The organism is Mycobacterium sp. E2327 (genome assembly GCF_001672675.1).
Lineage (GTDB): Bacteria > Actinomycetota > Actinomycetes > Mycobacteriales > Mycobacteriaceae > Mycobacterium.
Map to the genome: position 1 here is coordinate 1 of NZ_LZKE01000185.1, position 13,200 is coordinate 13,200.

A 13,200-nucleotide genomic window follows, 5' to 3' on the forward strand; every position below is an offset into this window, starting at 1 on the left:
CGACGCCGAGGTTCAGCAGCGCCTCGCGCCGGGCGACGCGCATCGGCGCGATGTCGTGCACCGGCAGGCGGTGGCGGGTGCGCAGCCGCCAGCTCATGACCACGGTGCCCACCCGCGCGACCCACGGCCAGCGCAGCCCGGGCACGGGCCGGCGCCGGCCGGTCACCAGGTCGGCACCGTGGTCGAGCGCGGCGACCAGCCGGGGCAGGTCGCCGGGGTCCATGGAGCCGTCAGCGTCGATGACCGCGACGATCGGGGTGGTCGCGGCTACCACGCCGGCGTGCACCGCCGCCCCGTAGCCGGCCCGCGGCTCGGCGACCACGTGGGCGCCGAAACGGGTTGCCACCGCGGCGGTTTGGTCGGTGCTGTTGTTGTCGACGACCAGCGCCCGATAACCCGCGGGGATGGCCGCCGACGACCCCGCCCACCACGCCGCCGACCACGCCACCCACGACGACGGAGGCGCCGGTGACCACGACGCAGCCACCCGTGACCACGACGCAGGCTCCGGTGACGACGACGCAGGCTCCGGTGACGACGACGCAGGCGCCGGTGACGACGCAGGCTCCGGTGACGACGCAGGCGCCCCCGCCGACGACGCAGGCGCCGCCGCCGACGAAACCGCAGACGCAGCAAACCATTCCGCCGCAGACACAGCAGACCGTTCCGCATACCCAGCAGCCGGTGACCCCACAACAGCCGGTGACTCCGAAGCCGCCGCCGGCCACCACCCATCACTGATCGCGGCCCAGCGCATGCCCGACGACGCGGTCACGGTGGTGTTGCCCTGCCTCAACGAAGAGGAGTCGCTGCCGGGGGTGCTGGCGGCCATCCCCGCGGGTTATCGGGCGCTGGTCGTCGACAACAACAGCACCGACCAAACCGCCGCGGTGGCAACCCGTTTCGGCGCCCACGTGGTCGCCGAGCCGCGGGCCGGCTACGGGGCGGCGGTGCACGCCGGCGTGGTAGCCGCGACCACCCCGATCGTCGCGGTCATCGACGCTGACGGCTCCATGGACCCCGGCGACCTGCCCCGGCTGGTCGCCGCGCTCGACCACGGTGCCGACCTGGTGACCGGCCGGCGCCGGCCCGTGCCCGGGCTGCGCTGGCCGTGGGTCGCGCGGGTGGGCACCGTGGTCATGAGCTGGCGGCTGCGCACCCGCCACCGCCTGCCGGTGCACGACATCGCGCCGATGCGCGTCGCCCGGCGCGAGGCGCTGCTGAACCTCGGCGTCGCCGACCGGCGCTCGGGCTACCCGCTGGAACTGCTCGTCCGCGCCGCCGCGGCCGGCTGGCGCGTGGTCGAGCTCGACGTCAGCTACGGCCCGCGCACCGGCGGCAAGTCGAAGGTCAGCGGCTCGCTGCGAGGCAGCATCACCGCGATCCTGGACTTCTGGAAGGTGATCTCGTGAGCGTCCTGCCGGTGACCGTCCTGGTGGTCGCCAAGGCGCCCGAGCCGGGCCGGGCCAAGACACGCCTCGCGGCGACCGTCGGTGACCGCGTGGCCGCCGACATCGCGGCCGCCGCGCTGCTGGACACGCTGGACGCCGTGGCCGCGGCGCCGGTCGCGGCGCGGGTGGTGGCGCTGACCGCCGATCTCGCAGCCGCGGCGGGCGCGGCCGAGATCCGGCGACGGCTCGAGTCGTTCACCGTGATCGCGCAGCGCGGGGACGACTTCGCCGACCGGCTCGCCAACGCCCACGCCGACTCGGCGGACGGATACCCGGTACTGCAAATCGGGATGGACACCCCCCAGGTCACCGCCGAGCTGCTGGCCGACTGCGCGCGCCGCCTGCTCGACGCGCCGGCCGTCCTGGGGCTGGCCCACGACGGCGGCTGGTGGGTGCTTGGCGTCCGCGCGCCGGCGATGGCCGAATGCCTGCGCGGTGTGCCGATGTCTCGGCCCGACACCGGGGAGTTGACGTTGAAAGCGTTGCGCGACAACGGCATCGACGTGGCATCGGTGCAGCGCCTGGCCGACATCGACGTGGTCGACGACGTCGGCGCGGTCCGCGACGCGTGCCCGGCCGCCAGTCGCTTCGCGCGGGTCACCCGCGCGGCCGGGCTCTAATGCTTGTGAGCCCAGGACTTTTCGTGTGAATCGTGGGCGGAAAAATCGCCGAAATCCCGCCCCACATACACGCGGAAAGCCCTCAATTCACACGCAGTCACCAATTGGTGACGATGACGGTGTTCACGACCAGCGCCCCGACGGCGTTGACCGCCAGCCACAGCCGGTGTGAGCGCGCCGGCAGCAGCGCGGGCGCCGCGGTCAGCCAGACGGTGAACGGCAGCCAGATCCGTTCGACCTCGGCCTTGCTCAGCATGGAAAGGTCCGCGCAGGCGATGGCGGCCAGCATCGCCAACAGCACCAGGTGAAAGCCGGAGCGCCGGCGGATGGCGGACCGGTCGAACACCCGCGTGATGCCGGCGACGCTGCCCAATCCGATCGCGCACACCACGCTGGCCAGGTTGGCCCACACCCAATACTGAAACGGCCGATCCTTGGCAATGCCCTGCCAATAGCGTTGCTGCACAAGGGTATACCCATCGAACCAATAGAACCCCGCGACGGCGAACGCCACCGCCACCGCCAGCGCGGCCAGCGCCGCGGGGCCGACCGCGCGCAGCACCGCGCGCCAGTCGGTCGCCGAGACCAGCACCGCCAACGCCGGCAGCCCCAGCAGCATCAGGCCGTAGCTCAGGAAGACGCTCCACCCCAGCAGCAGGCCCGCGGCGGCGGCCACCAGCGCGGGGAACCGGACGGGGCGGCGCACCGCCACGGCCAACAGCGCCAGGCCCCACGCCGCGACCCCGGCGAAATAGCCGTCGGCCGAGACCGCGACCCAGATCGCCGTCGGGGCGACCGCGACGAACGGCGCCGCCCGCCGCGCGGTCTGCTCGTCGGCCAGCGCGCGCACCGCGACCACGACGGCCGCCGCCGCGCTGGAGCCGGCCAGCAGGCACAGCAGCCCGGCCCAGGCGCCGCCATGCAAGCCGATCCGGTCCAGCCAGACGAACGTCAGGAGCGCGCCCGGCGGATGCCCCGACACGTGGGTCACCCACGAGTTCGGTTGGTAGTCGACGATGCGACTGGAGAACGTGCGCACCGCGGCGGGGATGTCGGTGATGCTGGGCACCTGCGACAGGTACTCGTCCCTGGTGGTCAGTCGCCCGGCGAAGCCGCGTTGCCAGCCGTCGATCATCGCCAGCGCGAACGCCCATGCGCAAGCGGTGGCCCACGTCCCGAGCGTCAGCGCTCGCCACGAAAGCCGTTGCGCCACACGGGGACCCCAGACGACGGCGGCCACCGCGATCAGGATGGCCGGCCCGGTTCCCCAGCTGGCGTGGATCTCCCACGCCCCGAAGATGGGCGTGGCCCCGGTGCGCGTGCCGAACCGCTCCTGGGCGACGTCCAGCCGCGGCCGAACCCCCCAGTGCAGGCGCGGCAGCACGAACGCCGCCGCCACCAGCACGGCCGCGAGCGCGACGGCAACTGACTCCCGTCGCGCGACCCTCACGGTCGCCAGCCTATTAGTCCGTGCCGGAGAACCGCCGCACCAGCGCCGCGCGGTCGACCTTGCCGATGCCGCGCCGCGGCAGCGCGTCCACCACGTGCAGCTCGCGGGGCGCGGCGGTCGCGTCCAGCGCACGGCTGACATGGGCCCGCAGCGCTTCGAGCGTCGGCGCGTCGCAGCCCTCGCGCACCACGATCGCCGCGACCACCCGCTGACCCAGCCGGTCGTCGGCCAGGCCGAAGACCGCGCAGTCGCCGACGGCGGGGTGGGTGCTCAGCGCGGCCTCGACCGGCTGCGGCAACACGGTCAGCCCGCCGGTGCTGATCGCGTCGTCGGCGCGGCCCAGCACGGTCAGCACCCCCGTGTCGTCGATCGCGCCCAGGTCGTCGGTGTGAAACCAGCCCGGCTCGGCGAACGGGTCGGGGTCGACCGGGTTGCGATACCCCTTGGCCAGCGTCGCGCCGCCGATGACGATGCGCCCGCCGGGCGCCAGGCGCAGCGCCACGCCGTCCAGCGGGAGGCCATCGTAGACGCAGCCACCCGCGGTCTCGCTCATCCCGTAGGTGCGCACCACCGCGATGCCCGCCGCCGCGGCGGCGGCCAGGATCGGCCGCGGGGCCGGCCCGCCGCCGAGCAGCACCGCGTCCAGTTCGGCGAGCGCGCCCGCGGTGGCCGGGTCGGCGAGGGCCTTGGCCAGCTGGGCGGCCACCAGCGACGCATACCGCCGTCCGTCCCCCAATCGCCTTACGGCAGAGGGTAATTCGGTCGCGTCGAAGCCGTGGGAGACGTCCAGCTCGACGGGCGTGGAGCCGGCGAGCACGCTGCGCACTAGCACCTGCACCCCGGCGATGTGGTACGGCGGCAACGCCAGCAGCCAGGCGCCGGGCCCGCCGAGGCGGTCGTGGGTGGCCGTCGCGCTGGCGGTCAGGGCGGCGGCGGTCAGCAGGGCGCCCTTGGGTGCGCCCGTGGTGCCCGACGTCGTCGCGACCAGGGCCACGTCGTCGTCGATGGGCTCACCCACCCGCAACGCCGGCGCCGCGCGGTCGTCGTCGGCCGGCACCGCGACCAGCGCCGAATCGCGGCCGTCCAGCACCCGCTCCAGGGCGGGCAGCAACACCGGGGCGGCCGAGCCCGACGCGACGCGGAGCGCGCGCAGCAGGGCTATGCGGGGTCCTCCGCGGCGCCGCGGGGCTCGTCGAATGGCCAGCCGTGGGCGGCCAACCGCGCCCGCACCCGCTCCACGTCCTCGTCCGACGGCAGCTCGTCGGTGACTTTGCTGATCGCCACACCGATGTCGATGTCGTCGAAATCGCCGCGGTCCATCAGCTCCTGCGCCACCGTGATGACCTCGTCATGGCCCAGCCGTCGGGTCAGCAGGGCCAGCACCGGAAAGGTGTCGGTCGGCGGGATGCCCTCCGGGTACCCCGCGCGCAGCCACGAGACGATCGAACTCAGGAATCCGTTCACTTCGCTATCCCTCCGCGCGGGGGTTCGGCTGTGTGGACGATTCGATCCTACTTGGGCTTGGCTCCCAAGAACGCCTGGCCGGTCTGGTGCGCGATGAAGTCACGCGAGATGTACAGCAGGGCGAACAGGATCACGGCCAGCACTATTGCGTAGATGACCCAGGCGATCCCCAGCAGCACCGGGTTCTTGTGCGGCGGGCTGCCGTCGGGGCTGACCTCTCCGCTCCCGACCGCCTGGAACCGCAGCCCGAGGGCGAACATCCCCGGCAGGAACGCCCCGGCCAGCATGCTGAAGATCAGGATCCGCAGGGAGGCCTGGTAGTTGAACCAGTCGCTGAAGTGGCTCATGAGGGGTTCCCCGCGCTCACGGTGTCGTCGTCGGACCCCACCCTGGACCCCCTATCGGACGGCGGATGTCCGTCGCCCTCGAGGCCGGCGGTGAGGCTGCCTTCCCATTCGGCGTTGACGTTCTTGTGGTCGACCTTGACCCGCCGCGACCGGATGTAGATCAACGTGGAGACCGCGACCAGCAGCCCGAAGCCGATGATCGCCCCGGGGTAGCCGCCGATGAGGTGGACGGTCCAGTAGGTGATCGCCCCGACCAAGCCGGCCAACGGGAGCGTGATCAGCCACGCGGTCACCATCCGGCCGGCGACGCCCCAGCGGACCTCGCCGCCGGGCTTGCCCAGCCCGCTGCCCATCACCGAGCCGGTGCAGACCTGCGTCGTCGACAGCGCGTAGCCGAAGTGGGTGGACAGCAAAATGACTGCCGCCGAGGACGATTCGGCGGCCATGCCCTGCGGCGACTTGATCTCGACGAGTCCCTTGCCCAGGGTGCGGATGATCCGCCAACCGCCCAGGTAGGTGCCTGCCGCCATCGCCAGGGCGCAACAGAGGATGACCCAGAACGGTGGCGAGGCCTCGGTCTTGCTGACCGCGCCGTACGACATCAGCGCCAGGAAGATGATGCCCATCGTCTTCTGGGCGTCACCGGTGCCGTGCGCGAGGGAGACCAGCGACGCCGACCCCCACTGGCCGTACCGGAAGCCGGCCTCGGTGCGCGAGGTGTCGAGGCCGCGGGTGACGCGGTAGACCAGCCAGGTCGCGATCGCCCCGACCAGGATGGCCAGGATCGCGGCGACGACGGCCGGGATCAGCACCTTGGACACCAGGCCCTTCCAGATCACCCCGTGCGAGCCGACGGCCGCGAGCGTGGCGCCGACGATGCCGCCGATCAGCGCGTGCGACGAGCTGGACGGGATGCCGAGGAGCCAGGTGAGCAGGTTCCAGACGATGCCGCCGACCAGGCCGGCAAACACCAGTTCCAGCGTCACGATGTGCCCGTCGATGAGGCCTTTGGCGATCGTGGCCGCGACCGCGGTGGACATGAACGCGCCCACCAGGTTCAGCACCGCCGACAGCGCGACAGCGGCCTTGGGCGCCAGCGCCCCACTGGCGATGGACGTTGCCATCGCGTTGCCGGTGTCGTGGAAGCCGTTGGTGAAATCGAAAGCGAGTGCCGTGATTACGACAATGATTAGGAGGAACAAATCGATGTTCACAGCGCCTGATTCTCGTAGTAGGGGGATTAAATTGTCGAACCCAGGGACGGCAGAAACGCAGGTGTACCTTGACTTGTCTTCTGATGTTAGCCGTTAGTTAACCGGGCGTTCCCCCTCAGTCGCCGCGGGTATCGCGGCGTAGCGGATGGTCTCCGGGGACCTCGACGAAGATCAACGTGATCCCGTCCGGATCGGTCACGTGCATCTCTCGCAAACCCCACGGCTCGCGCCGCGCCTCGCGGGCGATCGGAACCCCGCGGCCCTCCAGCTCGGCCTGCGTCGCCGCGACGTCGCGGACCTGCAGCCACAGCGCGCCGGGGAACGGGCCGCGGGAATGGTCCGGCGAGCCGTAACCGGCCAGCTCCAGCAGGGACTGTCCCGCGAAAAACACCGTCCCCGCGCCATATTCGCGGGCTATCGCCAGGCCGATCTCGTCGCGGTAGAAGCTCAGCGACCGCTGATAGTCCGCCGGCCGGAGCAGCATCCGACTGGCCAGGATCTCCATAACCTCGTGTCTATCACGTCAGGCTTCATGGTTGGGCTGGATGGATTGGCGCTGCATGAGCGTGTTGACCCAGCGGGGGCCGAACGTGTCCAGCGCCTTGGCGGCGATCGCCATGCGTGGCGCGATCCGCACCGGGCGGGTGCGGGCCGCGGTGACCATCCACTCGGCGGCCTCCTGGGACGTCAGCGCGGGCATCCCGTCGTAGGCCTTGGTCGGCGCGATCATCGGCGTGGCGACCAGCGGGTAGTACAGCGTCGTCGAATGGACGCCCCTTCGGCCCCACTCGGTTTCGACGACCCGGCTCACCATCGACAGCGCGGCCTTGGAGGCGTTGTAGACCGAAAACAGCGGCGACGCCTCCGACAGGACCCCCCACGTCGACACGTTGATGATGTGGCCGTCGCCGCGCTCGAGCATCGCGGGCGCGAGCCCGCGAATCAGCCGCAGTGGCGCGTAGTAGTTCAGCAGCATGGTCCGCTCCACGTCGTGCCAGCGTTCCAGCGACTCGGCCAGGGGCCGGCGGATCGACCGGCCGGCGTTGTTGATCAGGATGTCGACGCCGCCGAGGCGCTTTTCGACGTCGGCCACCAGCGCGTCGACCGCGTCCAGGTCCGAGATGTCACAGGGGATCGGTATCGCGCTGCCGCCGGACTTCGCGATGCGGTCCGCCAGCGCCTCGAGCAGGTCGCCGCGGCGGGCGACGACGACCACGGTTGCGCCGGCGTGGGCCAGCTGTTCGGCCCCGGCCTCGCCGATGCCCGACGAGGCCCCGGTCAGCAGGATCCGCTTGCCGTCGAGGTCGACCGGCTTGATCGCGGGCCGGTTGACCAGTATCTGCGGCGACGCGGGCGGTCGCATGGTCGCCAGCACCAGCTGGTCTCTGAATCTGCTGAGGGGGCTCTTGCTCACGTGCGGAGTGTAGGCGGCGGCCCGGGGCCACCTAGAAGTAGCGCGGGAACGCGCTCCAGTCCGGCGGCCTCTTCTCCAAGAACGCGTCGCGGCCCTCCACGGCCTCGTCGGTCATGTACGCCAGCCGGGTGGCCTCGCCGGCGAACAGCTGCTGGCCCACCAGCCCGTCATCGAGCAGGTTGAACGCGAACTTCAGCATCCGTTGCGCCTGAGGGGATTTCGCGTTGATCTCGGCCGCCCACTGGATGCCGGTGCGTTCGAGGACGACGTGGTCGACGACCTCGTTGACCGCACCCATGTGGTGCATCTGCTCGGCGGTGTAGGGCCGGCCCAGGAAGAAGATCTCGCGGGCGAACTTCTGGCCGACCTGACGGGCCAGATACGCGCTGCCGTAGCCGCCGTCGAAGCTGCCGACGTCGGCGTCGGTCTGCTTGAAGCGCGCGTGCTCGCGGCTGGCCAGGGTGAGGTCACAGACCACGTGCAGGCTGTGCCCGCCCCCGGCGGCCCACCCGTTGACCAGGCAGATGACCACCTTGGGCATGAACCGGATGAGCCGCTGCACCTCGAGGATGTGCAACCGGCCGGCGCGGGCGGCGTCGACGGTGTCGGCGGTCTCGCCGCTCGCGTATTGATAGCCCGACCGGCCGCGGATGCGCTGATCGCCGCCGGAGCAGAACGCCCAACCGCCGTCCTTGGGCGACGGGCCGTTGCCGGTCAGCAGCACCACGCCCACGTCGGGAGACATGCGCGCGTGGTCGAGCGCCCGGTAGAGCTCGTCGACGGTGTGCGGCCGGAACGCGTTGCGCACCTCGGGGCGGTCGAACGCCACCCGCACCGTCGCGTCGGTGACGTGGCGGTGGTAGGTGATGTCGGTCAGGTCGCCGAATCCGTCGACGGGTCGCCAGGCCTGCGCGTCAAATGGGTTGTCACTCAAGGCTGTTGAACTCCGTCCTTCCTTATGGTGCTCTCGCCGCAGCTGATGGTCTGCGCCGAGACCACCGCGGGGTCCTGCGCGGACGTGGCCGCCACGGTGTCGGACTTCCCGATGGTAGCCAGCGTGCCGTTGAGGTTGATCTCGGTGCGCCGCACCGTCCACTGACCGTCCTGGTTCAAGGCCTGCAGCCCGACCAGGTGCCGGCCGGGCGACGGTGGGCCGAGGTCGCTGCAGCCGATTCCGGTGCCGTTGCCGCGCAGGTTCGCCAGGTCGAACAGAAACGGCGCGCCCTGGTTGTCGGCGGCGGCCTGCAGTCGGCAGTCGGCGAACACGTAGAGCTGCGCGCTGCGGCCGTCGCTGACGATGATCTGGTGCTGCCCGTCTTGCTGTGCGTCGATCGCCAAGGCGCTCAACGGGATTGGGCTCGCCGAGGCGATCTCTACGCCGGAGTTCGCGCCGCTCGCCGTCGTGACGCCGGCGACTCGGGCGGTGCGGCCGCCGTCGCGAAACTGCCCGACCCACAACGTGTCCGGCTGGCCGTCCCAGTCGAGGTCGCCGACCTTGCGTTGTGCGGCGCCGGACGGGGGTGGGTCGCCGCCGGGCGCGCAGCCCGTCGCGGCGAAAGTTCGCGCCGGGGGCACGCCCAACGCGGCGACCAGCAGCGTCAGCACCAACAGCACGCGCCGCATCGCGACTACACCGGGTCCAGCCGGAACACCGCGCACCGGCCGGCCAGGGCTTCGAATTCCTCGGGGCGACCGTCGATCACGAGTCCCGCCCGTTTCATGAAGCCGACGCCCGTGGGCACCTCGGTCGGGAAGGCGCGCAGGATCGGCCGCGCGTCGTCGGGCGGCAACTCCACCATCCGCACCTTTTGGACGCGCCGCCCGCGGGCCACCGTCGCCTGCCCGGCGGCGCGTGCGTTGGCGACCCAGTCGGCGCCGGGAAACCCGGCGACGACGAACTCGTGCCCGTCGACCGTCATCGGGGTCACCGGTGTCGACCGGTCGCGGCCGGACTTGCGCCCTTTCACCGTCAACACGACCGGGCTCTCGCCCCCGAAACTCATTCCCAGCCGCGACATCCGGATGAAGAGCTTGTTTGCCGGCTTCAGCCACCACGGCGGCCGGACCCGTTCGACGCTGCCCACGGCAGCGACGTTACCCGCCGGGTCGCGCCTCGAGCCGCGCGAGTACGTCGGCACCCAGCGCGATGTCCCCGGCGCCGAGGTTCTCCTCGAGGTGCGGCACCGATCGTGTCCCTGGGATAAGCAATGCGTTGGGGGAGTGGACCAGCAGCCATGCCAGCCCGATTTGAGCTGGCGTAGCACCGATTTCGCCGGCGACCTCGACCACGACCGGGTGGTCGGTGACCTTGGGGAGGCCAGGGAACGCCGACCCCAATGGGAAGTACGGCACCCACGCAACGCCCTCCGCCTTACACAGGTCGAGGGTGTCCTCCTGGGAGCGGTCGAGGAGGCTGTAGGCGTTCTGCACGCAGACGATGCCCGCCGGCAGCGCCCGGCGCACCACGTCGAGCGGCACGCTGCTGATGCCGATCGCACCGATCTTGCCCTCGTCACGCAGGGCGATCATCTCGGCGAGTTGGTCGTCGAGGTCGACGTCCTGGTCGCCGTCGGCGGCCGCAGCAGGTCCGAGGTCCATGCGCCGCAGGTTGACCACCGGAACGCAGTCCAGGCCCAGCTGGCGCAGGTCGTCCTCCACGGCAGAGCGCAACTCGGCGGGCCGCTGCGCCGCGGTCAGGGGCATGGGTTGTTCGCCGGTGTAGCGCGCGCCGACCTTGCTGACGATGACCAGGTCTTCGCGGTAGGGGGCCAGCGCCGCGCGGATCCGGCGGTTCACCTCGCCCGGGCCGTAGAACGACGCGGTGTCGATGTGGTTGACGCCGAGTTCGACCGCGCGACGCAGCACCGCGGTCGCGTCCTCCTCGGAGACCGCCTCGAACAGTTGCATGGCGCCGTAGCCGATCCGGGCGACCGTCGACTTGCCGATGTCGCCGACGCCACCAGGCTGGGGTTTGTCCGTCATGGTGCTCCTCGTGCCACACTGATAGGAATGCGGAGGATCCTCCGCTTATCCGAGCCTAGCAGAACCGGAGGAACCTCCGCTTTGATCGAGTCCACCCGGTCCGACGCCCGCCGGAATCGCGAAAAGCTGCTCCAGGTGGCGACCGCGGCATTCGCGACCGCGGACGGCCGGCCGGTGTCGCTCGAATCGATCGCGCGCGACGCGGGCGTCGGGATCGGCACGCTCTACCGGCATTTCCCCAACAGGGAGGCCCTCGTCGAGGCGATTTACCGCGCCGAGCTCGCCGAAGTGGCCGCGGCCGCCGAAGGCCTGCTCAAACGGCATCCGCCCGAGCAGGCCCTGCGGCGCTGGATGGACCGCTACGCCAGCTTCGTGGCCGCCAAGCGTGGGATGGCCGAGTCGCTACACGCGATCTTCGATTCCGGCGCGATGGAACCCAGTCAGACCCGCGACCGCATCGTCGGGGCCGTCGACACGCTGTTGCGGGCGGGCGCAAGCGACGGGACCCTGCGCGCCGACGTGCCGGCCGACGACGTCGTGTCCAGCCTCATCGGCATTTTTCTGGCCAGCGGTTCGCCGGAGCAGACGGGCCGCATGCTCGACCTGCTGCTGGCCGGCCTGGTTGCCCGCTAGCCCACCGCGCGGCCGGCGCCTTCCCAGAACTGCGCCCGCACGGCCTTCTTGTCCGGCTTGCCCAGCCCGGTCAACGGCAGCGCGTCGACGACCACCACCCGCTTGGGTGACTGCACCGAGCCCTTGCGGTCCTTGACCGCGGCCTGGATCTCGGCGGTCATCGCGTCGATCGCGTCGTCGTCGCGCGGCGCGTCGGCGCGCAGCACTACCACGGCGGTGACGGCCTCGCCCCACTTCTCGTCGGGCGTGCCGACCACACACACCTGCGCGACGGCCGGATGCTCGGCGATCACGTCCTCGACCTCGCGGGGGAACACGTTGAAGCCGCCGGTGACGATCATGTCCTTGACCCGGTCGACGATGAAGTAGAAGCCGTCCTCGTCCTCGCGGGCCATGTCCCCGGTGTGCAGCCAGCCGTCTTTGAAGGTCTTCGACGTCTCGTCCGGCAGATTCCAGTAGCCGCCGGCCAAAAGCGGTCCGCTGACGCAGATTTCGCCCGGCTCGCCCTGCGGCACCGGCTTGCCGTCGGTACCCAGCAGCGCCACCCGGGCGAACAGGGTCGGGCGCCCGCACGACGTCAGCCGCTTCTCGTCGTGGTCGGCCTTGGCCAGGTAGGTGATCACCATCGGGGCCTCGGACTGCCCGTAGTACTGGGCGAAAATCGGGCCGAACCGCCGGATCGCCTCGGCCAGGCGCACCGGGTTGATCGCCGAGGCGCCGTAGTAGACGGTCTCCAGCGACGACAGGTCGCGGGTGTGCGAATCGGGGTGGTCCATCAACGCGTAGAGCATCGACGGCACCAGCATGGTCGCCGTAATGCGTTGCTCTTCAATGACTTTCAGCACCTTGGCCGGGTCGAACTTGCTCAGCACCACCATCTCGCCGCCCTTCACGACGGTGGGCGTGAAGAACGCCGCGCCGGCGTGCGACAGCGGCGTGCACATCAAAAAGCGCGGGTGTTCGGGCCACTCCCACTCGGCGAGTTGGATCGCCGTCATCGCGGCGATGTTCCCGGTGGTCCCGATCACGCCCTTGGGCTTGCCGGTCGTCCCGCCCGTGTAGGTCAGGCCGCCGATGTTGTCCGGCGGCAGGTCGGCGACCACCAGCGGCTTGGGCTCGTACTTCGCCGCCTCCGCGGACAGGTCGACGGCCACCCCGCTCAACGCCTCGGGCACCGGGCCGATGGTCAGGATCTGCTTGAGCGACGGCACCTTCTCCAGCAGACCCAGCGCGCGCTCGGTGAACATCGGGTTCGGGTCGATGATCAGCGAGCTCACCCCGGCGTCGGTGAGCACGTACGCGTGATCGTCGAGCGAGCCGAGCGGGTGCAGCGCGGTGCGCCGATAGCCCTGGGTCTGACTCGCGCCGAGGATCATCAGCACCTCGGGGCGGTTGAGCGACAGCAGCCCGACGGTGACGCCGGTGCCGGCGCCCAGCGCCTCGAACGCCTGCGTGTACTGGCTGATCCGCTCGGCCAACTGACCACCCGTCAGCGTGGTGTCGCCGAGAAACAGCACCGGACGGTTCTTGTGGCGCTTGAGCGCCCCCACCAGAAGGTGGCCGTTGTGGGTCGGGTTGCGCAACAGGTCGTTGTCACTCATAGGGGCAAGACTAGAACGTGTTGC

At 70.9% G+C, this 13,200-nt stretch carries 17 protein-coding genes; 4 read left to right on the top strand and 13 right to left on the bottom strand.

All coding sequences use genetic code 11. The features are described 5' to 3' along the window. Positions 1-448: glycosyltransferase (locus A5712_RS21655; RefSeq protein WP_156766706.1), on the bottom strand; the 448-nt coding region annotated here is incomplete at its 3' end. A gap of 20 nt (positions 449-468) precedes the next feature. Here A5712_RS21655 and A5712_RS30995 point away from each other — a divergent pair. Genes A5712_RS30995 through A5712_RS21665 form a run of 3 tightly spaced genes read left to right on the top strand, consistent with a single transcriptional unit; the run spans position 469 to position 2,071 of the window. Beyond that, a complete protein-coding gene (locus A5712_RS30995; RefSeq protein ID WP_068112604.1) occupies positions 469-741 on the top strand; it encodes a hypothetical protein in 273 nt (90 codons plus the stop codon). Between the two features lie 14 nt (positions 742-755). After that, positions 756-1,412 carry a glycosyltransferase family 2 protein gene (locus A5712_RS21660; RefSeq protein WP_068109615.1) on the top strand — a complete coding sequence of 219 codons (657 nt, stop codon included), beginning with the start codon at positions 756-758 and terminating at the stop codon, positions 1,410-1,412. Next, a complete protein-coding gene (locus A5712_RS21665; RefSeq protein WP_068109526.1) occupies positions 1,409-2,071 on the top strand; it encodes a DUF2064 domain-containing protein in 663 nt (220 codons plus the stop codon). The genes A5712_RS21660 and A5712_RS21665 overlap by 4 nt, the downstream gene beginning before the upstream one ends. Positions 2,072-2,168: 97 nt before the next feature. Here the strand turns inward: A5712_RS21665 and A5712_RS21670 are convergent, their stop codons facing one another. The 11 genes from A5712_RS21670 to A5712_RS21720 all read right to left on the bottom strand — a co-directional run bounded on the left by A5712_RS21670 (position 2,169) and on the right by A5712_RS21720 (position 10,942). Beyond that, on the bottom strand, positions 2,169-3,521 hold the full coding sequence (locus A5712_RS21670) for a hypothetical protein (protein WP_068109528.1): 1,353 nt from the start codon (positions 3,519-3,521) through the stop codon (positions 2,169-2,171). A gap of 13 nt (positions 3,522-3,534) precedes the next feature. Beyond that, on the bottom strand, positions 3,535-4,611 hold the full coding sequence (gene menE / locus A5712_RS21675) for an o-succinylbenzoate--CoA ligase (RefSeq protein WP_231982195.1): 1,077 nt from the start codon (positions 4,609-4,611) through the stop codon (positions 3,535-3,537). Positions 4,612-4,679: 68 nt separating this feature from the next. After that, a complete protein-coding gene (locus tag A5712_RS21680) occupies positions 4,680-4,985 on the bottom strand; it encodes a DUF3349 domain-containing protein (RefSeq protein WP_068109536.1) in 306 nt (101 codons plus the stop codon). 47 nt (positions 4,986-5,032) lie between these two features. After that, positions 5,033-5,332: a hypothetical protein gene (locus A5712_RS21685; protein WP_068109538.1), complete on the bottom strand. Its 300-nt coding sequence runs from the start codon at positions 5,330-5,332 to the stop codon at positions 5,033-5,035. Next, positions 5,329-6,546 carry an inorganic phosphate transporter gene (locus A5712_RS21690; RefSeq protein ID WP_068109541.1) on the bottom strand — a complete coding sequence of 406 codons (1,218 nt, stop codon included), beginning with the start codon at positions 6,544-6,546 and terminating at the stop codon, positions 5,329-5,331. The genes A5712_RS21685 and A5712_RS21690 overlap by 4 nt, the downstream gene beginning before the upstream one ends. A 115-nt stretch (positions 6,547-6,661) precedes the next feature. Further along, the gene (locus A5712_RS21695) at positions 6,662-7,051 is read right to left on the bottom strand and encodes a VOC family protein (RefSeq protein WP_068109545.1); all 390 of its coding nucleotides are present in this window, start codon (positions 7,049-7,051) and stop codon (positions 6,662-6,664) included. A gap of 18 nt (positions 7,052-7,069) precedes the next feature. After that, positions 7,070-7,960 (bottom strand): SDR family oxidoreductase, encoded by an 891-nt coding sequence (locus A5712_RS21700; RefSeq protein WP_068109548.1) that lies wholly within the window; start codon positions 7,958-7,960, stop codon positions 7,070-7,072. A gap of 31 nt (positions 7,961-7,991) precedes the next feature. After that, positions 7,992-8,894, bottom strand: a complete 903-nt coding sequence (locus tag A5712_RS21705) for a 1,4-dihydroxy-2-naphthoyl-CoA synthase (protein ID WP_068109550.1) — start codon at positions 8,892-8,894, stop codon at positions 7,992-7,994. After that, complete coding sequence (locus tag A5712_RS21710; protein ID WP_068109554.1) at positions 8,891-9,583, bottom strand: hypothetical protein; 693 nt, start codon at positions 9,581-9,583, stop codon at positions 8,891-8,893. The genes A5712_RS21705 and A5712_RS21710 overlap by 4 nt, the downstream gene beginning before the upstream one ends. A 5-nt stretch (positions 9,584-9,588) precedes the next feature. Beyond that, positions 9,589-10,044: a nitroreductase family deazaflavin-dependent oxidoreductase gene (locus A5712_RS21715; protein ID WP_068109620.1), complete on the bottom strand. Its 456-nt coding sequence runs from the start codon at positions 10,042-10,044 to the stop codon at positions 9,589-9,591. Between the two features lie 10 nt (positions 10,045-10,054). Continuing rightward, entirely contained in the window at positions 10,055-10,942 is an 888-nt protein-coding gene (locus tag A5712_RS21720; RefSeq protein WP_068109557.1) for an aldo/keto reductase, read from the bottom strand. Between the two features lie 84 nt (positions 10,943-11,026). Between A5712_RS21720 and A5712_RS21725 the strand changes: the two genes are divergently transcribed. After that, positions 11,027-11,575, top strand: a complete 549-nt coding sequence (locus A5712_RS21725; protein ID WP_369830421.1) for a TetR/AcrR family transcriptional regulator — start codon at positions 11,027-11,029, stop codon at positions 11,573-11,575. Here A5712_RS21725 and fadD8 read toward each other — a convergent pair. Beyond that, positions 11,572-13,176, bottom strand: a complete 1,605-nt coding sequence (gene fadD8 / locus A5712_RS21730) for a fatty-acid--CoA ligase FadD8 (RefSeq protein WP_068109567.1) — start codon at positions 13,174-13,176, stop codon at positions 11,572-11,574. The two genes, A5712_RS21725 and fadD8, sit on opposite strands and share 4 nt — an antisense overlap. Between the last annotated feature and the right edge of the window lie 24 nt (positions 13,177-13,200).

Coding starts and splice junctions, on each gene's coding strand:
- A5712_RS21660 (WP_068109615.1), top strand. CDS start 756: ATGCCCGACGACGCGGTCACGGTGGTGTTGCCCTGCCTCAACGAAGAG.
- fadD8 (WP_068109567.1), bottom strand. CDS start 13,176: ATGAGTGACAACGACCTGTTGCGCAACCCGACCCACAACGGCCACCTT.
- A5712_RS21695 (WP_068109545.1), bottom strand. CDS start 7,051: ATGGAGATCCTGGCCAGTCGGATGCTGCTCCGGCCGGCGGACTATCAG.
- A5712_RS21720 (WP_068109557.1), bottom strand. CDS start 10,942: ATGACGGACAAACCCCAGCCTGGTGGCGTCGGCGACATCGGCAAGTCG.
- A5712_RS21710 (WP_068109554.1), bottom strand. CDS start 9,583: ATGCGGCGCGTGCTGTTGGTGCTGACGCTGCTGGTCGCCGCGTTGGGC.
- A5712_RS21685 (WP_068109538.1), bottom strand. CDS start 5,332: ATGAGCCACTTCAGCGACTGGTTCAACTACCAGGCCTCCCTGCGGATC.